The sequence below is a fragment of the Legionella bozemanae genome (assembly GCF_900450575.1).
Classification (GTDB): domain Bacteria; phylum Pseudomonadota; class Gammaproteobacteria; order Legionellales; family Legionellaceae; genus Legionella; species Legionella bozemanae.
On the sequence record NZ_UGGY01000001.1, the window covers coordinates 1,050,361 to 1,074,693 of the forward strand.

Consider the following 24,333-nt stretch of genomic DNA (forward strand, 5'->3'; position numbering starts at 1 on the left):
GCGCACTATTTGGATAATAAAGTCTTAGTATTTATTATTTGGGGGACATGGTTGTATGAAAATCACTGTGGGCAAAGATAATTTTAATAATGTCAAAGATTTTATCACTTATTTGGAAATCACCTTTGAACAAGATAAGTTGATTTCTGAAGAAGTTACTTTGTCTTTGGAATGTGATGAATTAATCCAAGAAGAGTTCAATGAGTTGGCTGAGTTTCTTTTAAAACCAGAACGCCCCAGACTTTATAAATTCGAGTTTCCTCCTCAGCAGAGACACTATCAATTATCTTTCGATAATGTGTATCTGCAGGGTAAACGACAAAAATTTTCTCTTGAATTTCAACATCAGGTGGCAGAATTACCTGGCTCATCAATTTCTTTTCAACCATCCATCAATAAAATACGAAAAACGAAAAAGAATTGGATTGAAGGGACAAAAGGTCCCAGTATGAATCTGCAACTGCAATATCAGATCCAATCGCATCAAGAACATCCTCAACAGGAACGACTCCAAAAGGCAACCTTGAGAAAACGAAAAGAGGAGCTGGTTGTAGGTGCTGTTGTTGAAGCAGAAAAAGTACGCTCGGAAGACTTAGGCGAGCTGGTTGATCGCGCCAGTTTAGATAGTAGGCGATGGCTGGATTTTTTCAAAAAGCAATTCAATCCAAACCAATTCTTCATATCAGACAAACTATTACTTTCCATATGGGATAGGTTGGTAGGTAAAGGGGTTAATCAAGTTAAAGCTTTAGATAGGAAAATTACCCATGTGCAGGCGGCTGCTATGGAAAAAATTATCCGAAATTTCCCTGAGTTTTCTTATGGATTGCTTTTTGAAAATTTACCTGCGGGATTTTATCTACAACAAACTCAGGATGGCAAAAACGTATTGTGCTTTAGTGATGCACCAGAATACCAACGTCTTGAACAAATAACTCCTCTGACGCTTGTCCCTGAACTTCCTCCAGTAAATGCCCGCAATATTATTGGTTCTTACCACCAATTCAGTTTCTTGAAAAAAGATTCTGAGAATGTAGGACGTTATAAAGCTGAGTTTAATTATTTATTGAGTGAAAAATGCACTCCGGAACGACGCCGGGAAGCTTTTGTTTTTTTCTTGTCTGAGTTGGCAGGATATGATACGCCAAAATTGAAACAGATAAAAAGATTATTACAGACGATACCTTTATCGGATCTTAACTATCGTGGTCTGGCTCAAGTGTTAATTCATACTGGAGCTGATGGTGTTCTGCTTTTATTGCAACAACTTAAAACCTTACATGATAAGGATCTTTTTAAAGATTTTAATAAGATGTTTCTGGATAAACCAGAAAATTATCTTGCACTCATGTCACCTCAAGGTTTTGCAAACCTTAAAAAATTGAGTGAATTAAATAGTGAACAGAGGACTTGGTGGAATTCTTTAGTTGAGCAACATAAAGAAGCAGGCGCCCGTGCCGAATTTAATGAGTTATTTGCTGCTTATGACTATTTTCTGAGACAGCTCGACAACAAGAAGCTGAAGTTACCTTTATCTTGTGCTTTAAAAAATATTAGACACATGAAACCAGCATTAGATCGCTTATTGTTTATCATCAACAATAGCAGTGATCCCGAAGAGCAACTTACTTATCTTGATGGATTGGATTTTGACGTCTATGGCGCTTACCATGCCAGTCGTTATAACCAGTATCAGTTGGTATCGCAGCGCATGAATTTAAGGCCCAACATTCATGCAGAGGCTCTTGATTATACGGTTCCTGTACTGCCAAATGAAATCCATACATGGCTGACCCGTTTAGATGCTTCATACGGGGAGGTTATATCCCGATTTTATCGTTTTATCGGTGGGCAAGAATGGGCATTTACGCTGGATGTATATCAAAAAATCGAACAGGAAATTAGTAACAATCAAAAGCTGAACAAGCAGAATAAAGTATTACTCCTCAATATAATTGCTTTGATCACCATGGGGCAGCGGGCTTGCACTAAAACAGAAGAGCCCTATACCCAGGTTAAGAGTTTGCTGAATCAATTCATTATAATTACTGAGAATTTTGACGAACACTTAAACAGTCAATTATCGACAGTACTTCTTGCTTTTTTGGGAGCACTGGAGCATTGCCATTGGGAATCAATGCCCACTGCTGATGAGTTGAATAAACTTATTGAGGCCTTATTCCCCATGCAAAAAGCAAAAGCCCCAGACGTAGCACGTCATGACTTTCTGGAGATGAGTTCGCTTGCTTTGAAATTCATGGGCGAATACAGCAATTCGGCATCAATAGTTATCGATAATTATCAAAGACGTTGTGCCATAGAGCAGACACATACTGTTCCTATTCAGAAATTTTCTTTTCCAATTTTGTTAAAGCATTTAGTTACTCCTTCTAAACTGAATCAATTTCTGCCAGATCTTTTTCACGATCAACCCGAATCACTTTCTCAGTTTGTGGGACTCCTTTCATTATTTAATGATGAAATACCGGAAGGTACAGGACATGATCAAGGCGATAGCGAATTTGAAATAAAAATAAAAACTCTAGCACAGGTTGTACATGACATGCAGCCCGAACGTAGAGGACAGTTATTATCAATTTTCGCTGATATTAATATAGAAGCTTCTTATCGTCTGCCTTCATTGGAGCAACTGATAAAAACTGTTGATTCAGTGACAAAGGCCGAAGAGAAATTGAGTGTACTGCCAACTATTGAAAATCAAAAAGCAGGAATTCTTGAGATTGTTTGTGCTGAATTACCTGATCTCAAAGTAGGGAAAAATACAGTTAACGAAACAGCAATTGATCTTTTTAGCGTGCTGAGACAAAGTTATAAGGAATGGCGATTCGAAAGTAAGCTTGCGAATTTACCAGAAAAATTACAAGGATATTTGGAGTCCTGGATGGATTCCCATTATGTTGTATTGTACTATTTGGATCAACACCCCCCTAACCCAAGAATGCTCTTCGAGTCTTTGGCTGAAGCAGAGCGTGAAGCTAAGAATTTATTAGGTAGCAGGTGGTTTGCTTGGACTTTGTCTGGATTTCCTCAAGAAAAAATACAAATGACTCAAGCATTGGGCGCTGAGTTTTTTACAAAGAAATCTTACTTGTCTGTGTTGAAACCTAAAATAGAAGCGAATTATAAATCCAGTTTAATTGCCGCTTTAAAGCCATTACAAACAAATCAGGATTTTGATAATTTTCTATTTAAGCAAATTAAAGAATTAAATATCGAGCGCCCCATCGATGAGTCACTGCAGGAACTGGGACAGCAATTAGATGTAGTGAATGGCTTAATTAATTCCTTAACTCGTATTAAAAACGAAAACAACATTGAGTTTCACCGGTGTATTGCATTATTAACTGAGAGAATTAAGTCTATAGCACCTGAAAAATCTTTTTTAACTGCAGTTCAGATGAAGGATTTACTGGATGTTTTGAGTCAAGGAAAAGCGGTTTCCGTTGCGTCGCCCTTAGCTATTTTATGCACAATATTAAAAGAAACGCCAAAATATACAGCGGAGCAGCTACGTGATGCTTTGAGCGAGGTTGCTTATTTAACAAAATACCGAGAAGAACTTGGGCAGCAGGCCTATGAAAACTTATTACGTTGTTCATTCACGCATAATTTAACCCAGAAATCCTTATTCCCATTAAAAGAACTGATAGGATTGAAATCAAAAGAACTGATAGGATTGAAATCGTTAACTGATGGAGAGGCAAAGCATTCTGAAGCGTTGTTCGCTGCGCTGATTCATGTAATAAAAAGATCAGAGCCAGATGTTGATGAGCAAACTCTTCAAAAAGTTATTGATAAAATCGCATCAATTACCCAGACCAAAGCAACAGTACAGTCATTGGTACCATTGCTTACTTTATTAATAAAAACGTGCACCAAAGGCAGCAAGTCTGAGTTGACTCGCTTTTACAACGTAGTCAATAAATTGGAAGCTACAGAAGATTCCGACTTAAATAATTGGGCAAAAATATTGCTTATATTGGGAGAGCATGTAACCGATAAAAACATTCATCGCCTATTAGATGTGCTGGCAGGGCTTGAATTAAATCAACACTATCTACGGGAAATCGTGGCATTATTTGATTATCCGCCTTACCCAGAGATAGAACCATTTATCAAAATGTTAAATGGTTATGTTAAGGATCTCAGAGCTTATATTGATGCATTTGACAAAGATCCAAAAGCAGGGCGCGCTCCTCAAAAAAATGCATTTGATGTTGTTCTAAAAGACTCTGACCAGGTTCTTGATGAGCAATTTGAGACCTCACAAGTGAAACGAGTCATTGCTGGCATTAAAAATACTTTTGCAGGAGCTTCTTTAAGTAGCCAGGAACAATATGATTTAGCCCAACAAGTTACCTATATCAATGCGATAGGAAAAAATCAACCTTTAACTCTGGTTGTGGGTGATAAGCCGACGACGAAACAAATTAAAGTCTATAAAAATTTAACTAAAATCAGTCGCGCTGAATTGCGTGAATTATCAGATACATTGATTGCTGCACTAAGAAAACCGAGTGAATTATCAGTTGCACTAAGAAAACCAGAGCTTGAGGCTCATGAGAAGCTAAAAATTCAATTAAGATTACTTGCTGTATTACGTGAACAATATTTTCGGGCTACGGGAAAATTTGTTGACACCACACAGCTTATTGCAGTTTTAATGTCATTAAAAAATCAGCAAAGCAACATGCTGATGGAGATTGATGGTGAGGAAAGTAATAGTATTGCAGCTGCATTATTTGCCGTAATGCAATGGGTTGAGGCGGATGGAGGGACGGTTGATGTGTGTGCTCCAAGCCGTGATGTGATGGCTCAAAGTTATAAAAATCATGCCAAAGATTTTTTTGTCTCTCTAGGTATTGCTTCAAGGAGTATTGAGATAGATGCTCCTAAAGGAACCTATAAAGTTGGTGGGATAAACTATTCCACTATAGGTGACCTTGCGTTATATCGCTCTCGTGCCAAAACTGAAAATGAAAACTTAACCGCTTACAAAGAGGATGGTCATGTTGCATCAAGTAACTTAATTTTTTATGGATCTGATTTTTCAGAATTAGATGAAAGGATTTTATTTAATCTTGCTATGAGGGCTGAGAGTGATGAGGGTAGTGAGAATAGCCCTTATGCATGGATTTATCTTTTAGTAAATGAATTTATTACTCAGGAACAATTTAAAACACTACACTCGAGTAATAGTTGGAGTGCAGATAAGGATGTAGATCAGCTAAAAGAATTTTTGTACAGGTATGCTCCTACAGGTTTGCATAGAGCACAGTTAAACGATTTACCCAAGGATAAGTTTAATTTGTGGATTAATTCAGCTATAGCAGCCCAACGTTTCGTTGAAGGTGAAGATTTTGTTATTCCACCTTCTAAAACAGCACGGCATTTTGCTATTCCCATACATCAAAAAACACGCCAAAGCGGTTTAACTTTTATGGAACATCAATTTTTGCATGCGCGGTTACAAATAGAACATCCTGATTGGGAATTCGTTATTGCTCCAGACATGCGTCTTGTTGATTCTGTTTCAACTAAAGAGTTCATTGATGACTATAAGAAGCAAGGGCGTATTATTAGTATTTCTAGGGCTTTAGAAAGACAAGATGAATTACTCGAGCAATGCAGCAAGTTTGACATGAGTGCTGCGTGTCAAATACCACCTCATCAAAAAAATAAACCTAAAGGATTAATTGCAAAAGAAACCGTAAATAAAGAAGCTCATTTACATGCTCTTAGTGAGGCCATCAAGCAAGCAAAAAATGAGCAACCTATTGTTATCCTTGCTAGAGATGCCCATGAAGTAGAATTCCTGGAAGGAAAACTAAAAGCACAATTTACTGAAAAAAATATTGCTGCATTTAAAGATGCTGGCCAGTTACAAGAAAACTGGATTAAAAATCAGTCCGGCAAAAACAATACACTAACTATTGTTACTTCGGCACTCGGACGAATATCTGCTTTTGATACAAAACATTCTAAAGGGTTTTTGACGATTCAGACTGAATTGGATACCCCTCATGATACGCAGCAGATTATGAATCATATTGCAGGAAATGATAAACCAGGTAGGCACATTGTAATTTATGAAGAATATGGAACATTTTTGTCACAATCTTGTTTTTATCAGTCCGAAGAAGGCCGCAAGAAAATGCTTGTTGCATTAGCGCAGCAAAAAAGACAACGAAATGAGGACATTGCGGTTGAGCGTCATTACATTCAAACGGTTTCCAGTATACAACAAGTTGTTCTACAGCAATTCCAGGAATGGAAGGAATTTTTACATCTTGTTTATCCAAAATCTGAATGGAGAACATTGGATGCTGAGTTATTAGTCCAGAGAGATGACTTAATTCTTGCTTTAAGCCACCAATGGGGTGAATGTCTTGAGCATTCTGATCCGCAGAAAAAATACGCTAATCCTTATGTACGTCGTAATGTAAGCAAAGAATTACAAATTAGAGAACTGGATGAAGCAGTAGCTGCCTATGAAGTTGCTGTCAATTCGATTTGGAGTCAGCAACGCGCATTTTTTAAAGAAAAGGTTATGCCTGTCATTGTTGAAGATTCAATCAATGCGCAGCGTTATCATTATTTGGATGGTGTGTCATTAAGCGAGCAATTGCAGTTTCGTCGATTGGCAGAACATGAAGGCAAAAAAGAAATGCTTATTCAGAAGAAAAAGACGCGTCGTTATGTTGAATCTGGATTGGAAGTAAACGGAGCGATGCTGCGGTTTGCTGATGGTGATGTAGGCGTTTATCGCGATGCTTTTGTTAAAAGCCAAGTAAAATTATTTGCTGCAGACATTAGTCGTATTATAAAAAATAACGCTTATTTAAATAAAACCACGCGATCATTATTGGTTAAGCAAATTGAGCACGCAACGAATTTAGATATCCTTATTGACCTCTTGGCTGATTATGCGAATTATCTGCCTGAAGATCGATTTGCTGAAAAATATGCCATGCAACCAATAATTCAAGAGATGTTAATGGTGTATCAACAAGCCGGGTTTGAAGAAACAACGGAGTTGCAGGAATTAAAAACAATTTATTTGGATCAAGTGGCGGCAGAAATTGTTGACGATTTGGAAAGCACTCTATCTTGGGCTATGAAAGAACACCGCGGCTTAGGATATTTGCTTGAGCGTTTTGCCGTTACTACTGCTGCGGATGCCATATTGAATGCTACCCACATTTTAAAAGATGCCAAGACGTTATCTGATAGGCAAAGTGCGATTAAGCACTTGTATAAGGTATTGACAAAACATGAAGCGCAGCTGGAGGGTTTATGGATATTCTCTTTTGGCTTCCATAAGAATACACATACTTTAATTAAAGAAACTTTAGCTACTCTTGATGGATTAGCGGCGATGAGTTCCAATGAAAATGAGCTGGATGCTGATTTCATACATGATTGTAAAGAGGAGGCTCTTTATGAAGTGATGAAAGAAAAACTGGATTCTGCGATTCAAGTTATTGAAGGGGAAGAGCCTCTTTTACAAAAAAATGATGAATGGAAGGCGATTAAGCACGCATTAAATGCAATACAAGCTGAAAATAACACGCTCTATGGATTTTATGAAATGCATTATTTTCTCGCGAATAAAGTAGGTGATTTGACGAGAAAAAGTTCTAAGTTGCAAGAGTTTGCAATTCGTCTGCGAGGAGAGGTTCGCAATATTTGTGAAAAATTTAGCCAAGATCATAAGGAATTACTTAATACAAGTAAGTTTTTGGCACGTAAGGCGGATAATCTTAAAGAAAAACTTAATGGATTAAATGGCTTTGCTGTGAAAGAGGTTAGGCTTAAAGAAGGACATAATGGTTTTAGCGATTATTTTGATTTGGTGATCAAAGGTGTTGGTTCGCATCCTTTACTCCATAATTTTACCCAATATAATTCTCGTGCCCATGAGCTAACTGAAGAGCGAAAAGTTTTAGAAGTAAGACTAGTCAAAGCGAATGAGCAACTTTTAGCTTTTGACCAATTAATAAAAAAGCAATTACCTCTGCTTCAATTTGGAGCAAAAATAAAGCCGGATGTGGAACAGTTTCCTAAGAAATTTCAGGATCAGGTCAATGAAATTCTGGTTTTAAAAGAATGGGCAGCAGATCAAAAGCCTAAAGATTTAAGCTCCTTTTCTGAAAAAGTCCACAATAGTTTTCTCGATAGAGAGTTAATCAAAACATTTAAGTTTCCTGATCTCCAAGCAGAAGAAATCGATAAAATTCAGGATATCCTTTTAAAAATCAGATTTATGGATTTGCATGGGCGGATAGTGGAAGGAATGAAACCAAAAACTGTTTGGGGGAAGATTTCTTCTTATGTAGCAAGCCATGTCTTTACTCCGGAAGATATGGATGACTGGCGTTTGGAATTTGATGAGTTATTAAGAAGTCCCGGGAGAAATTTAACCGATGCATTCCGTCCGGATATTGAAAAGAAACAAGGTGTACTAGCTGCTGAGCTGGGTAAATTGCGTCAAGAGATAGCAGAGCAAGCTGAGTCCCTGAAACAACAAGTTGCATTTCTCAATGAGAAAATTAATGAAGAAGAGAAAAAAAGTGGGATGTATGTTATGCGAATTACTAATCCATCTGAACTCTTGGAATTTGAGAAGCGGCTATCGGCCATTAACATTAAAATGAAACAAAAAGCGCAACCTGTTTCCCAAATAGCACGGAAACCGACGACATCGTCAGAAGTCATGTATCCACAAGTTGAACGATTGGAGCACGTAAACAAAACAGCGGAATTTGTTATGTAATAAATTTGTAGTGCTGGGTAAAAGCGCCACTTAAGTTACAGAAATGTTCCATGCCTTAGGCTTCTTTCTAAACTCTGCTGCAGCGAGTTTGGAAAGCGATCCGCTCAGTATCACAAATATTCAAAATGCGAGTTCCTTTTTTGTTTAAATATTGAACTATAATCAGATCTAGGTGATGCTGAAATTTGGAACGGCAATGTTATCTCCAGATGTTGTAAAGGTTATTGATACGATTAGTGAAAAAATTGAAACAAATAATTTTGAATCATTAACTTTTGAAGATATAAAAAATGCATGTTTTATGGTGATGGGACAGATAGAACATGTGAAAGCTAATAATCAATTCCCTACCGTAGATGATTCCAAAGAAAAAGAACTGATTGCATATAAACGTATTGTGATGCACTTAGTAGAATGGCAAGCACGATTTGTCGAAATGAAGAAAAGCAATGTATTAGGAAATTACATTGCGGATTTAAATTTCTTACGTGAAATAATGCATTCCATACCTGATGTATTAGGTGGGGTTTATAAAGTAGAAATGGAAAAAATTAACTTTTACCTTTCCAATATACTCGGCAACATCAATAAGCTAAAAAATAAATTACTTGAAGCAAATTGTTTTGATGTTGCTTTAACGGCACATACACAATGTGCTTATGAAATTACTTTCCTATATTCTAAATTACTTGAGATACACTACACAGCAAAAATGCGCTATTCAGTGGTTATTAAAGGGTATTTTGAAGCAATTCAGGAAACCTTTGATTTTTATTCAAAAGAAATAACCTATTTTCGTGATCTTGAAATTACCAATGCTAAATGCTTGAGCTACTGCCTGATGAATTATCTTCCCAAAAACGTGCGGCACTGAACTGTCAATTGCCCTTTTATTTTCTTCAGCTATCTCCCTTATTTTTCTGTCAAATAATTTACATATTAATCATAATAAATGCAGTAAATATAAAAAATACTATACTTTGATAAAATATAGTCACAAAGCGGGTAGTGAATGATGGGAATCCTTCATATATCACCAGATGAACATTTAAAACGGGTAATGGGCAATCCAAGTGATTTAATCCTAAAACAACGTGAGTTATCTGAGGCAACTTATCCCCTTTTGGTTTCTTATTTAGGGTGGCTCAGAAGACTTAATGCGATTCAAAATAAAAATGATGTAATTCATCAAAACGAACAAATTTTTAATGAATTTATGCACTTGTGCGAACATAATTTGCTCTTTTTTCTGACAGTTAGTGGTCGTTTTGATATCATTCGCGAGCTTTTCAAAGATAAAGATTTATTGACAAAAGAAATTGCCTTGCTTGAGGCAATTGAAAAAGAGCACGCACAGGCCGCAGCAGCAAATTTACAGAATTTTGTGTTTATCCCCAAAAAAAAGGAAGCATCAATACTTCGATCTGAAGCAGTAAAACCATTACCTCTTCCTACATCAGAATGGGAAAAATCACTTTATGGCATAACGAATATGAGTTTGTATCAATATTATGAAGAGGAAATGGAACGAATTACTCACATCCATCATGTAAAACAAATTAAACTCATTGATACATCTTATGAGGAACATATTACCTTGATGCATAAGGCATTAAACTTAATTTCCCAAGATGAAAATATTCGTGAAGAAACAAAACAAAAGGCGATAACACTTTATAACAAATTAATTGCAATAAAAAATGAAATGGAAGCGGAGTATCCTGAGGCGACTCTATTGGATGGAGCCGCATCAGAGTTAGAGCTCATTGAACAACAGTATCAGGTGAAACAAGAAAAACTTAAAGAAGCTCAAGGAGCTCTCGAGGCTTTTTTTGAAGAGGTTCGTCACGAATCGCCACAATTGCACATGATTTATGAAGAACATCAAGAAATTGTCAAAACCTTTGAAAAAGAAAGTCAAGCAATTAACACTGAGTGGAAGCAAGAGATGGAGATGCTAACTACTCAATATGAAAATGCACATGTTCATGCTTTAGAAGATATAGACAGCAGTTTGAGCTTAATCATTAATGAATTAAAAAAATGCCCTGTTGATGAACTGAATGAAGAACAAATCAACCAGTTGGATGCGACGTTGATTCGATTACAAGAGTATCAAGAGAAATTAAAAACAGTTGAACGTTATGAAGCGACCCAAATTTTATTAAGCGCATGCAATAAAGACTTAGAAACCATAGCACGAATTATTAAACCTGTATTATCAGAGGAAGCAAAAAAACGTTTTGACCTCAATGTAAATTTAATGAAGCAAATGTTTGTTGCCCCACAAGAGCGTGAGAACATGATTGCGACTCCAGATAATTTGTTACAAGAAACTCTTGATAGGGGCTCTGAATCTTCTTCGAAACCCAATGTTTCTGATTCTGAAGAGCAAGGTATTGATGGAAAACCAAGTACGCCTGCTATTGAGCTTGTAGAAGTAGAACAGCATCAGCCCGAGGTTTCTGAAGGTGAAAAACTTGAAACGATACATTTACCTGAAAAGCAAAACACCGAAGCAGAATCCAATAAACCTACTATGGAGTTTATAAGTACGGAACAGCATGAGCTCGAAGCTTCTAAAAAGTCAGTACATGTGGAACGATATCGATTTTTTATAAACTCTATAAGGGATGAGACTGAACTTATTGAGTTTGATCCGGAAAAACAACGCAATTATGAATCCGCACTAAAAGAGTTATCCAGTGTTTTAAGTGACTTACATGAAGAAGTCGAGCCTGACATTGCAGAAAGAATAAAAAAAATCGAAATTCTTATTAAAGATGCAAAATCAATGGGATTTGATAAAGCGAACCCATTACATATTCAAAAAATTTGTGATGCATGTGATTTAGGCATTGATTATGAACCCTTGCATCATGTAAAAGATAACCTTGCCTCAATGTTTCATTTCCAAAATAACCATCAAAACAGTGTGGGAATGTAATGCGAATCCAAAGCAAAAAATTAAACAAAGCTCATTACAAATAAGTTCAACAGGTGGTTACATCAACATACCATGCGCTATTGTTGGCGGGTTTAAGTGTTCACGCAACTGCGTGAGATCGGCCGTTCTCACCTCATCAAGACGGGTTATAGCCGCCAAATCAACATGCCCCGCCCAAGGCAAATGCCACACGCATCTCCACCCCCGCTCCCCCCTCTGCACAAGAGGCTACAATCTATTGTGTGTAAAACGAATGGATATGTTTTGTGATAAAGTTTTGGTCGAGCATTTTGAAAGTTGCCTTCCGGTCTAAGAAAACACTCTATGACTTAATTCTATGCTTTGGATTGGCATTGTAGTACATTTTGCCTAATCATCGGAATATTATATGACAGTATGCCTTTTTTTGGTATAATCAGACCAATTTTTTATGATAGGGAGAGAAAAAAATGCCGTCAATTTATGAAGATGCATTATGGGAAGCTGTAAGTAAAAAAGAATATGACCATGTTAAAACACTGATTAACGACCATCCTGAGTTGGTGAATGCAGTGAATAGCAATGGCAGGACACTTCTTATGAGAGTTGTTCTTGCTCTGGTTCCACCATTAGACCTAATTCAATTTATTGCAAAACATCCTGATCTTAGTTTTGAAAATAAAAGTCCTGAAGCTACTCAAACAACTGTGGGGGCAATTCTATCTACAGGACGCCCCGATATATTGGACATTTTTGCTAAAGATGCACGTATTGTTTTTGATGGTGATAAATTAGCTTATGCAATAGCCAAAAAAAATTTGGAAAGTGCAGCAAAAGGCAAGGTAGAAAACTACACGAAAATGCTTACCATCATTCGGGATGCGACCATACGTCATGCTATTGCAACCGATGATCCCAGCTTACTCGAGCGATTAGAAAAAGCGGGAGATAATCTTTCCGAAGCGTTGAGCGATGGAAAGCTTCCTGTGCGTTTAATCACTAAAGAGAGTCCTGCTCCTAAAGTGAAATCATGGTTTCAATCTCAAATTGGAAAAAATGGGGCGAGTATTGCGACTCATGTTGATTCATTTTTCGCTCATACCCAGGAAATGCAAAAAACAAAAGAACAAATGGATGAACTTAACCGTCGTAAATTGGAAGATGATATCAAATTGCTCGATAAGACTTATGCGAGTACTTTAGAAAGTGTGGACAAGGTTGTGAGCTCCATGAGCCTCTCAAGTTAAATTAATTTGATTTAACCTGTATAAATGCGAAGTTAAGTAGGACACAAATGTCTCTATTGTTCAAGGTTTGTCTGCAGAATCCAAAGTTGGTCATAAAAGAGATGTCTTTAATAAATGTCTACGTACTGCGCTTTATGCGCGGTATCTATAGAGCACAATGTAGCAAAAGATTCTGAAAGTGACTCAAGAGCGTTCTGGATACCGCGCATAAAGCCGCAGTACGTAGGCAGATTGTTTATCGCTTTGAGGGGTTCCCAGGAACAAGTCGTGGGAGTAGGACGTAGCTTACATGAAGTGAAGTGAAAACAATAGCGAGGAAATCGCCTACACTTTTTCGTTCTGATTTATCTTGTAAGCCATCAATAAATCATTTAATTTGCTCTATTAAAAAAATTCCAGGAATAATTATACCGTGTGGTATCAACAGGATGCTGAGGGTTTAACCCTTCATTTATATGTTCAGCCAGGTGCCAAAAAAACAGAGATTGTTGGAATTCATGAGGGTGAACTTAAAATTCGTTTAAATACTCCGCCAATTGAAGGTCGTGCCAACAAAGCATTGTTGAAGTACATTGCGCAGATATTTAAGGTGCCAATAAGAAAAGTTGAATTACAGCGCGGGGATAAATCAAGACATAAAATACTTAGGGTTATGGGGAGTGTGGTAGCACCTGATGATTTGTTTTGAATCGAAGCGTAAATTTTGCGATAGTAGGGTCTGTTTATATTTCGCCAGTTTCTGGGTACTGAAGCGCAGAAAATCAGAATAGTTTGTGCCAAGATAGTAGAAATGTAACGGAACCCTAAAAAGAAACGAACACACTTAATCAGTTGAATTCTATGAAAATTGAACAATTTCCCATTTCTTTTAATACCCCAGGCCGCAGCACGCAGGATATAACTGATCCAATAAAAAATATTTTAGCAAAAGCCACAATACAACAGGGCTTATGCCATTTATTTCTCAAACATACCAGTGCTTCTTTGATGCTTTGTGAAAATTATGATCCTCAGGTTCGTATGGATTTGGAAAATTTCCTGGTTCGATTAGTTCCTGATGGCGATCCTTTGTTTCAACATGTGATTGAAGGTAAAGATGATATGCCTGCACATGTTCGTACTGTGTTAACTCAAACAAGCTTAACCATTCCCATTCAAAGTGGAAAATTAGCGTTGGGGACATGGCAAGGAATTTATCTTTACGAACATCGCTATCAATCACAAAAACGTCATCTGGTTATTACTGTTATAGGAGACTAATTAAGGGTTTTTGGTATACTGTTATCAACAGATCCTAATTATTAATTTTTTGAATTGGAAAAAAATATGTCCCAGATACCTCAATGTCCTAAATGTAATTCAGAATATACTTATGAAGATGGTAATCAATTTATTTGTCCAGAATGCTCCTATGAATGGGCAAAAAATGAAGCAGAAGAACATGAACATGATGAGCAGCGAATTATCAAAGATGCGCATGGCCAGATTCTCCAAGACGGGGATACAGTGACAGTAATTAAAGATCTCAAGATAAAAGGGTCATCACAAGTAGTAAAAGTTGGTACTAAAGTAAAAAACATCCATTTGGTTGATGGTGATCATGATATCGATTGTAAAATTGAGGGAATTGGCGCCATGAAATTAAAATCTCAATTTGTTAAGAAGGGATAGATAGTAATGCATAAACCACTGCATATTACTTTTTTATTTTATGAAGGAATGACTGCTCTGGATGCAATTGGTCCTTATGAGGTACTAAGTCGTTTGCCAGAAGTTGTGGTGCAGAGGGTTGCCTTAAATAGCGGACCAATACGCACATGCTCCGAGCTTACTTTGATTGCTGAGCATGCATTAACCGATATTTCGCATACTGATGTTCTGTTGGTTCCAGGGGCTGGTAATGCAACCGCATTGCGTGAATTTCCTGAAATTCTTGTATGGGTTAAAGCAACTCATGAACATACGTTATGGACTACCTCGGTCTGTACTGGAAGTTTGATCTTGGGCGCAGCAGGGATTTTATCGGGAGTTAATGCGACCACTCATTGGGCAGTAATGAATCGATTAAAAAATTGGGGGGCAATACCAACCCACAAGCGGTTTGTTGAAGATGGAAAAATCATTACAGCAGCTGGCGTTTCAGCGGGTATTGATATGGCTTTATATCTTGCTGCAAAACTTGCTAATGAAAACGTAGTACAAAGCATACAACTTGGTTTGGAATATGATCCTGTGCCGCCTTTTAATTCAGGCTCACCAGAGAAAGCACCAGAAGCACTGGTTCAATCTCTTCGTGAACGCCTGTTAAAAAATAGGTTTGAACCCGAATAATTTAGGGCATGACATAGATTATCAAAGCAATTAATCCGGCAATGGCAATGATTGGATGAACTAATACTGCTAATTTAGGGAGCGGTTTCCCTTTCCTGGCGAGCGTAACCAAGGTTAATCCACCTAATGCAGCCACGATCAAGATAACCAAGCTTGCAATAAGGAGGGAAGGTTGACCTGACATAAATGTAAGCATGTATACAATCATAATGAGTAGCCCTAGTCCTGCAAAAACTCCATGAAGGGCTTTTACTTTTTGATTAACCGGCCTATCTTGCAATATCGCGGTCAAAAGAAAAAAACCACAAACTACTGCAGCAAGAAATAAAACTATAGCGAGTATTAACATTACAACCTCCTGTTTAAAAAAATCATTGTCTCATAACATTCTAGCCTGGATGCAGCGAAACGGAACCCAGGTATTTTCTTGAACCGGTTTTCCTGGGTTCTGCTCCGCTGCACCCAGGCTACAAGATACGATTGGTTTTATTCAGGTGTCACATAGTTTTCTTTTGACTTAGGAATATTTAGAAGTTCGTTTTCTAACTCTTCTCCCAAGGTATCTTTTTTCAGAGAAGGAGAGAAGTTGATGATAGGAGCAGGGTTTTTCAGGGCTTCAGTCAGGCTGATAAATTTATATCCATTTTTTTGATACATTTCCAAAACATCACCTAATACATAACTGTTTAGAAGATTTGCATGAATTAATAATATTTGTTTGGCATTTTTTCCTTGAGAGCGTTTTTCAGCTCTTAATGTTTGCTTCCATATATAAGCCAAATAGCGGGGTTTTAATTTTTGAATATAATTTACTCGAGAGCGATATGGAACTTTATAAAGCATTGCATTAAAGTCAAAATCTTTACTATCAATGGTTACTGGTGCAATGGTGTAATTATGCTCCTTGAGGTAATCATAGACTTGTTGCTTTTTGCCTTTAGTGCCTTCTGCCAGATAGGGATAGCGAAAATATTTTGGTTGGGTCATGATTGGAGTCAGAATTTTATCGGCGCGATCCAAATCAGCAATGTATTTTTCGGCACTCATTTGATTCAGATTATAATGTGAATAAGTGTGATTGCCTAACATAAAGCCTGCTTGACGAAATTGCTCAAGAAAATCCCATTGACCTTTTTCTATTGCTCCTGCTATCACAAAGCCTGTAACCGGGACTTTGTATTTTTGAAAAGTTTGCACAATTTGCGTAAAACGTTCTGTTGAACGTTCTCTATTTCCTGGGGTATTCATCCTTGAAGCAACAAGGGGCAAATCATCCATAGTAATTGCAATTTCTTTTCCATCAGCAAAACAAACCGAAGAAAACAACGCAATAAAAAGAAAGAGTAATTTAAGCATCGATGGTCCTTATCAAATTCTAATAACATGGATGGTAACATAATTCGATGAATACATTAAAAGAAGATTAGTTAACTGTAAACTCTATTATGTAATATCTCACAACAACCACGCCAACCTATTTGGCAATAAGTTTTTAAAAGTTCTGGCATTTATAAACATTTAGTGCATATTCCTTATGTCTAAAAAGGTACGTTTGAGTAGGTATTTTTTGACAGTGATCAAAATATTTTTGTAAACAACTCTGTCGGTCATATTGATCAATATACAACGCTTCTTTTAATGTTTTATCGGCAATTTTTTTATTGATGTCAGCACCCCATAGAGCATATTGATTTTGCGCCGTGTCACAACCTAAAGTATAAATGGTTGGTTTATTGTGGAGGAAAAAGAGCATTCGTGCTGCAAACCAGCCTGATGTAAAAATCGTGTCGGGTAATTGAGGATATGTAGCATTAAGTTTTTGAATTAAATGATAAACAACAAGTTTTTTTGATTTAATCACATTAAATTTGGACGTGTTATCAATTAAAACGAAAAGGCTAATTACGGCATAAGACATGATCAATAAAATGGCGAATTTACGATTATGGTCTGCAGTAGCCCAATATCCCAATAAAATGGCACTGCTCATTAGATATGGTGTTAGCCAGAACTCTCGGATCCCAGCCTTACTGGCTGTGTATAAGTAAAAACAAAGAAAAGTAATACAAACGATACGGCACAAAGTCACAATTAATGCGCTTTTCTCATCCATTCTATGGTTTCGAACTAAAAAGGGAGGAAGAAGCATCACATTGAGTGAGGGCACAAATTGAGTAAAGAACGTTTTTATCACATGATAAAAGGGGTTTACCTCATGATGGAGTTTATGAGTGGTTAACTGATAGATAAATGATTGCCAATGGTTTTGATAATTCCAGAGAATCACAGGGCTAAAAATAATAATGGCGAGAAGCGTAGCGAAATAAAAATGTTTTATTTTAAAAATTGAACGGTAAGTGAAAATTAAAAAAATAAGCAGGGAAAGAATTAAAACGATTCCGGAATATTTGGATAACATCATTAATCCGGCACTAACCCCGATTAAATAGAGATCGCTTACTTTATTTGTTTGAATAAATTTTATAGTGAAGTACAGGGTTGATGCCCAAAATAAAGCAAGGGGCGTATCATAGGTGGTTTGCCTTAAAATATCCAAGGTGACAAGGGGAGAAAATAACCATGATAACATGGCAATAAAACTTGCCTCTTGAGATAAAAAAAATCGGGCACTTTTATAAATAATCCAACTGCTAAGTGCAATTACGATGATGCCTACACAACTCAAGGAAAACAGGTTATTTCCAAACAACGAAGTTGCAAGCCAAATAAAATAGGCAATCATGGGTGAGCCATCATAATAGGATAACGCCAAATGCCGGCTCCAGTCCCAATAATAGTAAGTATCAAGAGATAATACGTTAATGGGTGCTATCAATAAGAGGATGACAAAATAGAAGGTTAAAAACAGGTAAACATTTTGTGGGTTAAAAAAGTCCCACGAAATAACCTTGCTATTTGGTTCTGATGTATTTCCATTACCCAGCTGGATGTCTAAAGGTGAAATAATTTTCTTCAGATTCTTTATCATGAACAAGTTCACCTTTAATTACTGGGGACAAGTTTTTCCGCCCAGATATGCCGAGAATAAGTATAGTAATTTAACAGAGAGATTAGACCTATGCCAAAGCCCATGATTATATTTTCGCGCAATGCCCCGCTGCCAAAGCAAAGAACTCCAACTCGCAACCAATAACTTTGCAAATTAATGATAAACACTGAATAAATAGCGAAAAGGACGAGGCGTTTTATTTTTAAAGGCCAGGACGACTTATGCTTCACGTTAAAAGTAAGCTTGTTATTCAAAATGAAATTATTAATGATTGCTGTACATACTGCAATTTGAGAGGCTTCAAAAGGCGAAAACTGAAAGCATCCACGCAACACATTATAAGTAATAAATTGTACAAAAATACCCAAGGAGCCAACCAGACACATTTTTAAATAACGTCTGATTTCATGATAGCGCAAAGTAAAAACAACGCGCAATGAATCGACAATGCTGTTTTTAGGTAACTTGCTGTATCCGGTATTTCGGTCGATAAAATCAATAGGATACTCACGAATTTTTGCTTTATTTTTATGTAAAAGCCAAAGCAGCTGCATTTTATATGCATAGTGATTCGTAAGAAACCGATGAGGTAAAATTTTTATAAGCTGTTGTCGGCGAGTAGCGCGAAAACCGCTGGTAAAATCCTTATATTTGGGTGTAAGCACCGCTCTGGCCACATAATTGCCCAAAATAGAGAATAATTTGCGATGCAGTTCCCAGTTTTTTGGAATACTTCCTCCATCAACGTAACGGCTTCCCAGTACACAATCACAGGTTTGCAACATGTCCAACATCGGACGAATATACTTAGGTTGATGGGAAAGATCTGCGTCAAATTCAAAGATAATGTCTGCATTCAAAGAAACTAAAGCATAGTTCATGGCTTGCAAATATGCTGAACCAAGTCCAGATTTGGTAGGTTCATTCTGTAAGTGCAATTTCGGATAATTGTTCTGCAATGAGGTAACAATTTGTTGGGTATTATCCGTAGAAGCACTGTCAAAAATTAAAATATGTATATCGTATTGCTCAATGAGTTCTACCGATGTAAAAACTTGCTCTACTGTTGTTTGAATAACTGACGCTTCATTATGCGTCGGAATGATAATAACTACTTTCTCTTTTTCTAATGAACTCTTTTCAATGGAATCAGAGGGATTATTTGCATCAAAAATCAACTTTATATCTCGGATTTGTGGATATCTGGAGCAATGAGTGTATCAATTAGCTTTTAGAAAAAAAAGAGGATTTTTTGCTTCTTAAGTTATTCTTTTGGTTTTTGATTTTGAGCATTTTTTCTGTTTTTAACTATTTTTTTGCAGAAAATTAACACTATTGTGTTAATCTGTTATTGATAATCCATAGTACAATTTCAGTAATTTCTCTCAATTCATCTCAATGAGTTTTTTATGGGAAAATCAAAAATTGGTCTCATAAAACATGCTTTTTTTAACAATTCATTTAAAAAAAACGATTTTTCTTTTAAAGAAGAAGAATTTCGTTTAGACCAATTAAAATATGAGTTTTCGTCTTTATATCAAGTGATTATATCCAATAAATCGAATTGGGCAGAAGATAACCCCATAGTACTTTACCTGCACTTTTTGTGCGATTTGCTGATTTCTTATTATGAACTGGATTATGTGGGTTCTGATTTAGAAAAATTAAGACAATGTCGCAAAAAAATAGAAGAATTTTATAAAATAGGGCACGTACAAGAAAAACAAAAATCAATTGAAGGCTTCTCTGAGTTTATGCGAGAGGAATTACGGATGAATACCCAGGGGTGCCTGTCTTCGTTTACCAGCATTTCCAAGCTGCGCCAATATATTGGTACTATAAATACCAAGCGTTCCCAATTTTCCTACAGCCGTGGTTTAGCAAATTATGCAATTATTTATCTGCAAAAGAGTTCTATTTCTGAATTGATTCAAGAGATTAATAAGGTACTTGGCAATCAATACAGTTTTATCGAAGGTATTAATTTTTTAACCAAATCACGAGAAGCCATTACGGATTTGGGTATTTCGCTCTATGCACTTCGCTTTTTCATCAATTTAATATTGATGATCAAACATATTGTCGAGTCGGCAATAAGCGATGAATTATCAGTAAGAAAAGTGCTGAAGCAAGAAATGGAAAAGCGTGGCTTTACGATGGCCAATGACTTGGTTTGGGCGGTAGTTGGTTTATTGACGACATATAATAATTTTTTTCATATTGCTGAGACAGCTATTCCACTCATTACGCTTGCTTTTTTGACGTTTGATACGCTTTTGCTTTTAGCTCAATGGATTTTTGAAGCGTGTCAATATCATGATCGTATGCATGAATTGCAGGAGCAATTAAAAAAAGCAACAGTGTTCGAACAAGCAATTATTCAGCGCCAGATTGATGTATTAAACGACGAATGGGACGCTCAATGTACTTATTTTGCAATTAACGTTTTGGGAGCAAATATAATTGCCACCTCTTTTGCAATCAGTCTATTATGCACCGGGCCCCTTGCTTTAGCCGGACTTGCATTATTTAGTATGCTGGGTAATGCATTGTATAACACATCGGAAGAATATAAAAAATATCAGAAATCTTCTATTGCTGTGCGACGTGAAGTGACAAATGGTAACATTCTGGATAATGAGCATCATCACCAACTCATAAGAAAACTTAATGAAGAGTGCAATAAAAATTATTGTGAATTTTGGAAAAGTTTGGCATTCAATGTGGGTGGAATTGCATTTATTATCACTGCAGCTGTAGCGTCGTGGCCACTTGCGGTGGGTTTTACGCTTGTTTATGTGGCTTATCAATTCAATAATGCGTATCAAAAACAATTGCAAAATCAGGATGAGGTTCCTCAAGATATTTATCGTCTATTGAGCTTTAATTAGTCACAATAAACAACTTGGTGGTGCGCACTTTCTTTCATTTCTTGATCTAATCCTACGTACAGGGGCTTTCCTGTAAGTCCGTGATCTAATTTAAATTAAATCATGTTGTCTATAATTAAACATATAAAGGGGTTAAATCAGGAGAAAAAGATAAAATGAAAAAATTGGATTCTGCTAAAAAAGTTGATAAAGGGGGGCATAGCGCCAGCACGCAGAAGATTCTTAGCTCTCATACAACCCAGGCGGAACGCTCCGCATCTCGTGAACGTATTGACGATGCGGAAACTACTATGGGAAGCCCTAGCGCTCTTCGCCAAGCCCTTTTAAGTTTAAAAACAGAATATGAAAAAAAATACGATGAGCACTATAAAAAAAATAGTTACATAAGGGGGCTTATGGTGTTATTTCGCAATCCTGAACGAGTTTCAGAAATAGATTTTTTAATTTCACTGGCTAAAAAGAAGGATTGTCCCGATGAAGTTTTACTGCAAGCAGTACAATTAGTTCATGATAAAATCCAATTAAAAGAGCGTACGGAAGACGAAATTAGTATGCTTGACGAAATTTTAAATACATTACTTCAAGATGGAATAGAAATTGAACAAGAAGGCTTGGAAGCGTATCTGGAAAATCATAAAAAGGAACACCCTATGCCAGAGGAACTGGAATCTTTTTATAAAAATTGGAATCCAAATCAACGACATGGGCTCTAAAATGCTTACCGAGCTATAACATTATAATTTTTAAGGAATAAAATTATGACCATGACCACAGAATTATCTGGAAATGAAATATTTTATTTACAACTTAAAAATTATTCTTCTGGGTCTATTGTTGCAGGAAATAGCGTCCATTAGAGGTTAAAACCTATTTGTATCGTTAAGTTCCGTCCCAAGACGGACAGAGTTACCTCCTAAATTATTACAGTTTATTGATTATTAATGAATTTTTTAATAGTCGCACATTTTGCTAACATCTCTTGGAATTATGGGCTATTATTCAAAAACCCAAAATAAATAAGGAGATTATCATGTCACAAAGTTCTATGAATCAATTCTGTTGGAACGAATTAGCCACTGCGGATGTGAAAAAAGCTAAAGAATTTTACAGTAAAGTATTAGGTTGGCAATTTAAAGAAATACATTCTGGTGAAATGACATACACACTGATTCATGCCAACGATAAGGAATTTGCAGGTATATGGCAAATCCCTACAAATCAACAAAATGAAATTCCACCCCATTGGATGGCTTATATTTTAGTGAATGATGTGGCAGATACTCTAGCAAAAGCAAAACAAAATGGAGCTCAAGAAATAAAAGGCGTTACCCATGCTGGTGATATGGGGCTTTTTGCGATTATTAAAGATCCTACAGGGGCTCATATTGCATTTTGGGAAACAAAGTAAGAGGTTTTTATCACTGTAGCCTGGGTGAAGTGAAACGTAACCCGGGATGTTTTGTCATTGGCTCCGGAGGCACCTCTTTACCCCAGGCTACAATTTTTTTGATCCTAACTTTTATTCTTGTGATTGAGCTCTTGCCAAAGCTTATATATTTCGATTGCTTCGGGATGAGTGTGATAAGTCATTGGCAAATTTCTTTTCTGCCAGGGTTTAGCAAATTCATCATAAAAATTATCCAATGTGAAATATTTGCGATCGTCAATATAATATTTTTTATAATCATCTCTTAAAGTAATAAAAGTTACCTTTCGCGGGCTGCAATAATACATGGCGGCCAAACACATAGGACAAGGATGAGCTAAAATATAGAACTCACAATTAAGAAGATGTTCGGTGTGCAGTGTCGCAGTAGCTTTTCTTATAGCCACAATTTCTGCATGCGCAGTAGGATCGTTGGTTTGAGCTACCAGATTAGTTCCCTCTGCAATGATTTCACCATTTTCTACGATTAAACAGGCAAAGGGTCTTCCTCCTTGTTTTACATTTTCTTTAGCCAATTCGATAGTCTTTTTAATAAAATCCATTTTTTAAAGTCCTTAGAGTTGAAGTTATTTAAAAAGTATAGACCTTAATATTGAACCCAATCTTGCTCAGGTAGATTTTCCATGGGTAACAACTCATAAGTTTTGAAGACATCTCCATCTTGAGATAAAAGAATTGCAATAGGCCTGGTTTTTTCAAAATGGGCAAAGATAATCATCATCATGACCGTAATTGGCACTGAGAGGAACATTCCCAATATTCCCCATATTGCTCCCCAAACGGCTAAGGCGATTAAAATAACTAATGGGCTTAAGTTCAATGAGTTACTTAAGTAGCGTGGTTCAATCAAGTTCCCGACGATAAATTGAATTGCTCCCAGGCCTAGAATAATTTCAATAAAAGGAATCCAACTGGTGAATTGTAATGCTGCCAAAGCAGTTGGAAAAGCAATGGCAATAATCGCGCCTATATTGGGAATAAAATTGAGAAAAAAGATAAGAAGCGCCCAAAATTCGGCAAAATCTAATCCTACCCACTTCATGATTATCCAACTGGAAATTGCGGTGCCTATACTTAAAATGGATTTTAGGCCAAGGTAAGTCTGCGTGTTATTCACGATATGGCTAATGATATTGTTCATCAGCATGCGACCCTCCAAAGTAGGGAATAAGGCATCAATTTTTTTTAGAAAAAAATGTTGTTCAACAAATAAAAAGACAACATACAAGAAAATGAGTACCGTAGAACCAGCAAGTGTCGTAAACACCCCATACACGTTAACAAAAATCGTTTGGAGATTAAGGCTTTTGATTATGGTATTCATGCTTGTCAATACTTTTATATTAAATTTTTGATCAATATTGTTGAAAATTTTTAATAAATTTTCTTGGTAGCGACTGGACGCTGCAATAACATTATTGACATTATCCGTAATGATATTGATAAAAATGAAAGTACTCGCGACCGTTATTGCAAAAGCGACAATCATGCTCAGCCAATTGGGCAAAAAGGCACCTATCCTGGGTATTTGTTGAATGATGTTGCTTATCGTATTAAGAAGATGCCAAATAAACACCGCAATCACAAAAGGAATTAGCACATGACTCCCTACAATCAGCAAATAACCAACTATCCAAATAATAATTAATCCTGATGTAAAGAGAAGCGTTTTGCTCATAGATTA

18 protein-coding genes are annotated in these 24,333 nt (G+C 36.6%); 11 read left to right on the plus strand and 7 right to left on the minus strand.

Going from position 1 to position 24,333, the window contains the following annotated elements; translation table 11 throughout:
• Nucleotides 1–55 precede the first annotated feature (55 nt).
• The 3 genes from DY223_RS04470 (at nucleotide 56) to DY223_RS04480 (ending at nucleotide 11,744) form a co-directional block, all read left to right on the plus strand.
• Nucleotides 56–8,797, plus strand: coding sequence for a hypothetical protein (locus tag DY223_RS04470; RefSeq protein WP_058460281.1), 8,742 nt, complete (start codon nucleotides 56–58; stop codon nucleotides 8,795–8,797).
• Between the two features lie 196 nt (nucleotides 8,798–8,993).
• Complete coding sequence (locus tag DY223_RS04475) at nucleotides 8,994–9,671, plus strand: hypothetical protein (RefSeq protein WP_058460282.1); 678 nt, start codon at nucleotides 8,994–8,996, stop codon at nucleotides 9,669–9,671.
• Nucleotides 9,672–9,809: 138 nt separating this feature from the next.
• Nucleotides 9,810–11,744, plus strand: a complete 1,935-nt coding sequence (locus DY223_RS04480) for a hypothetical protein (RefSeq protein WP_058460283.1) — start codon at nucleotides 9,810–9,812, stop codon at nucleotides 11,742–11,744.
• A gap of 57 nt (nucleotides 11,745–11,801) precedes the next feature.
• Here DY223_RS04480 and DY223_RS19400 read toward each other — a convergent pair whose 3' ends face one another.
• A complete protein-coding gene (locus DY223_RS19400) occupies nucleotides 11,802–11,936 on the minus strand; it encodes a hypothetical protein (protein WP_259293076.1) in 135 nt (44 codons plus the stop codon).
• Nucleotides 11,937–12,193: 257 nt separating this feature from the next.
• Here DY223_RS19400 and DY223_RS04485 point away from each other — a divergent pair, with 257 nt between their 5' ends.
• The 5 genes from DY223_RS04485 (at nucleotide 12,194) to DY223_RS04505 (ending at nucleotide 15,301) form a co-directional block, all read left to right on the plus strand.
• The gene (locus DY223_RS04485; RefSeq protein ID WP_058460284.1) at nucleotides 12,194–12,970 is read left to right on the plus strand and encodes a hypothetical protein; all 777 of its coding nucleotides are present in this window, start codon (nucleotides 12,194–12,196) and stop codon (nucleotides 12,968–12,970) included.
• 412 nt (nucleotides 12,971–13,382) lie between these two features.
• Nucleotides 13,383–13,658, plus strand: a complete 276-nt coding sequence (locus DY223_RS04490) for a DUF167 domain-containing protein (protein WP_058460285.1) — start codon at nucleotides 13,383–13,385, stop codon at nucleotides 13,656–13,658.
• A 152-nt stretch (nucleotides 13,659–13,810) separates the two neighbouring features.
• The gene (locus DY223_RS04495) at nucleotides 13,811–14,230 is read left to right on the plus strand and encodes a secondary thiamine-phosphate synthase enzyme YjbQ (protein ID WP_058460286.1); all 420 of its coding nucleotides are present in this window, start codon (nucleotides 13,811–13,813) and stop codon (nucleotides 14,228–14,230) included.
• A 66-nt stretch (nucleotides 14,231–14,296) separates the two neighbouring features.
• Nucleotides 14,297–14,641, plus strand: coding sequence for a zinc ribbon domain-containing protein YjdM (locus tag DY223_RS04500; protein ID WP_058460287.1), 345 nt, complete (start codon nucleotides 14,297–14,299; stop codon nucleotides 14,639–14,641).
• A gap of 6 nt (nucleotides 14,642–14,647) precedes the next feature.
• Complete coding sequence (locus DY223_RS04505) at nucleotides 14,648–15,301, plus strand: DJ-1/PfpI family protein (protein ID WP_058460288.1); 654 nt, start codon at nucleotides 14,648–14,650, stop codon at nucleotides 15,299–15,301.
• A gap of 1 nt (nucleotide 15,302) precedes the next feature.
• On the opposite strand, the gene DY223_RS04510 is transcribed toward DY223_RS04505, so the two are convergent.
• The 4 genes from DY223_RS04510 to DY223_RS04525 form a co-directional block, all read right to left on the minus strand.
• On the minus strand, nucleotides 15,303–15,650 hold the full coding sequence (locus DY223_RS04510; RefSeq protein ID WP_058460289.1) for a hypothetical protein: 348 nt from the start codon (nucleotides 15,648–15,650) through the stop codon (nucleotides 15,303–15,305).
• Nucleotides 15,651–15,787: 137 nt separating this feature from the next.
• The gene (locus DY223_RS04515) at nucleotides 15,788–16,657 is read right to left on the minus strand and encodes a polysaccharide deacetylase family protein (RefSeq protein ID WP_058460290.1); all 870 of its coding nucleotides are present in this window, start codon (nucleotides 16,655–16,657) and stop codon (nucleotides 15,788–15,790) included.
• Between the two features lie 136 nt (nucleotides 16,658–16,793).
• Nucleotides 16,794–18,290 (minus strand): glycosyltransferase family 39 protein, encoded by a 1,497-nt coding sequence (locus tag DY223_RS04520; protein ID WP_058460291.1) that lies wholly within the window; start codon nucleotides 18,288–18,290, stop codon nucleotides 16,794–16,796.
• 14 nt (nucleotides 18,291–18,304) lie between these two features.
• Nucleotides 18,305–19,489 (minus strand): glycosyltransferase family 2 protein, encoded by a 1,185-nt coding sequence (locus DY223_RS04525; RefSeq protein WP_058460292.1) that lies wholly within the window; start codon nucleotides 19,487–19,489, stop codon nucleotides 18,305–18,307.
• Nucleotides 19,490–19,720: 231 nt separating this feature from the next.
• Here DY223_RS04525 and DY223_RS04530 point away from each other — a divergent pair, with 231 nt between their 5' ends.
• From DY223_RS04530 to DY223_RS04540, 3 genes are all read left to right on the plus strand, one after another.
• Nucleotides 19,721–21,202, plus strand: a complete 1,482-nt coding sequence (locus DY223_RS04530) for a hypothetical protein (protein WP_058460293.1) — start codon at nucleotides 19,721–19,723, stop codon at nucleotides 21,200–21,202.
• A 155-nt stretch (nucleotides 21,203–21,357) separates the two neighbouring features.
• Nucleotides 21,358–21,915, plus strand: coding sequence for a hypothetical protein (locus DY223_RS04535; protein WP_058460294.1), 558 nt, complete (start codon nucleotides 21,358–21,360; stop codon nucleotides 21,913–21,915).
• Between the two features lie 317 nt (nucleotides 21,916–22,232).
• Nucleotides 22,233–22,610: a VOC family protein gene (locus DY223_RS04540; protein ID WP_058460295.1), complete on the plus strand. Its 378-nt coding sequence runs from the start codon at nucleotides 22,233–22,235 to the stop codon at nucleotides 22,608–22,610.
• A gap of 104 nt (nucleotides 22,611–22,714) precedes the next feature.
• On the opposite strand, the gene DY223_RS04545 is transcribed toward DY223_RS04540, so the two are convergent.
• Both DY223_RS04545 and DY223_RS04550 read right to left on the minus strand, forming a co-directional pair.
• Nucleotides 22,715–23,191: a nucleoside deaminase gene (locus tag DY223_RS04545; protein WP_058460296.1), complete on the minus strand. Its 477-nt coding sequence runs from the start codon at nucleotides 23,189–23,191 to the stop codon at nucleotides 22,715–22,717.
• A 44-nt stretch (nucleotides 23,192–23,235) separates the two neighbouring features.
• Nucleotides 23,236–24,327 (minus strand): AI-2E family transporter, encoded by a 1,092-nt coding sequence (locus DY223_RS04550; protein ID WP_058460297.1) that lies wholly within the window; start codon nucleotides 24,325–24,327, stop codon nucleotides 23,236–23,238.
• Nucleotides 24,328–24,333: the final 6 nt, after the last annotated feature.

Excerpts from the sequence above, each read along its gene's own strand:
- DY223_RS04470 (WP_058460281.1), top strand. The coding sequence starts at position 56 with ATGAAAATCACTGTGGGCAAAGATAATTTTAATAATGTCAAAGATTTT.
- DY223_RS04475 (WP_058460282.1), top strand. The coding sequence starts at position 8,994 with ATGTTATCTCCAGATGTTGTAAAGGTTATTGATACGATTAGTGAAAAA.
- DY223_RS04480 (WP_058460283.1), top strand. The coding sequence starts at position 9,810 with ATGATGGGAATCCTTCATATATCACCAGATGAACATTTAAAACGGGTA.
- DY223_RS04485 (WP_058460284.1), top strand. The coding sequence starts at position 12,194 with ATGCCGTCAATTTATGAAGATGCATTATGGGAAGCTGTAAGTAAAAAA.
- DY223_RS04495 (WP_058460286.1), top strand. The coding sequence starts at position 13,811 with ATGAAAATTGAACAATTTCCCATTTCTTTTAATACCCCAGGCCGCAGC.
- DY223_RS04500 (WP_058460287.1), top strand. The coding sequence starts at position 14,297 with ATGTCCCAGATACCTCAATGTCCTAAATGTAATTCAGAATATACTTAT.
- DY223_RS04505 (WP_058460288.1), top strand. The coding sequence starts at position 14,648 with ATGCATAAACCACTGCATATTACTTTTTTATTTTATGAAGGAATGACT.
- DY223_RS04510 (WP_058460289.1), bottom strand. The coding sequence starts at position 15,650 with ATGTTAATACTCGCTATAGTTTTATTTCTTGCTGCAGTAGTTTGTGGT.
- DY223_RS04515 (WP_058460290.1), bottom strand. The coding sequence starts at position 16,657 with ATGCTTAAATTACTCTTTCTTTTTATTGCGTTGTTTTCTTCGGTTTGT.
- DY223_RS04520 (WP_058460291.1), bottom strand. The coding sequence starts at position 18,290 with ATGATAAAGAATCTGAAGAAAATTATTTCACCTTTAGACATCCAGCTG.
- DY223_RS04530 (WP_058460293.1), top strand. The coding sequence starts at position 19,721 with ATGGGAAAATCAAAAATTGGTCTCATAAAACATGCTTTTTTTAACAAT.
- DY223_RS04535 (WP_058460294.1), top strand. The coding sequence starts at position 21,358 with ATGAAAAAATTGGATTCTGCTAAAAAAGTTGATAAAGGGGGGCATAGC.
- DY223_RS04540 (WP_058460295.1), top strand. The coding sequence starts at position 22,233 with ATGTCACAAAGTTCTATGAATCAATTCTGTTGGAACGAATTAGCCACT.
- DY223_RS04545 (WP_058460296.1), bottom strand. The coding sequence starts at position 23,191 with ATGGATTTTATTAAAAAGACTATCGAATTGGCTAAAGAAAATGTAAAA.
- DY223_RS04550 (WP_058460297.1), bottom strand. The coding sequence starts at position 24,327 with ATGAGCAAAACGCTTCTCTTTACATCAGGATTAATTATTATTTGGATA.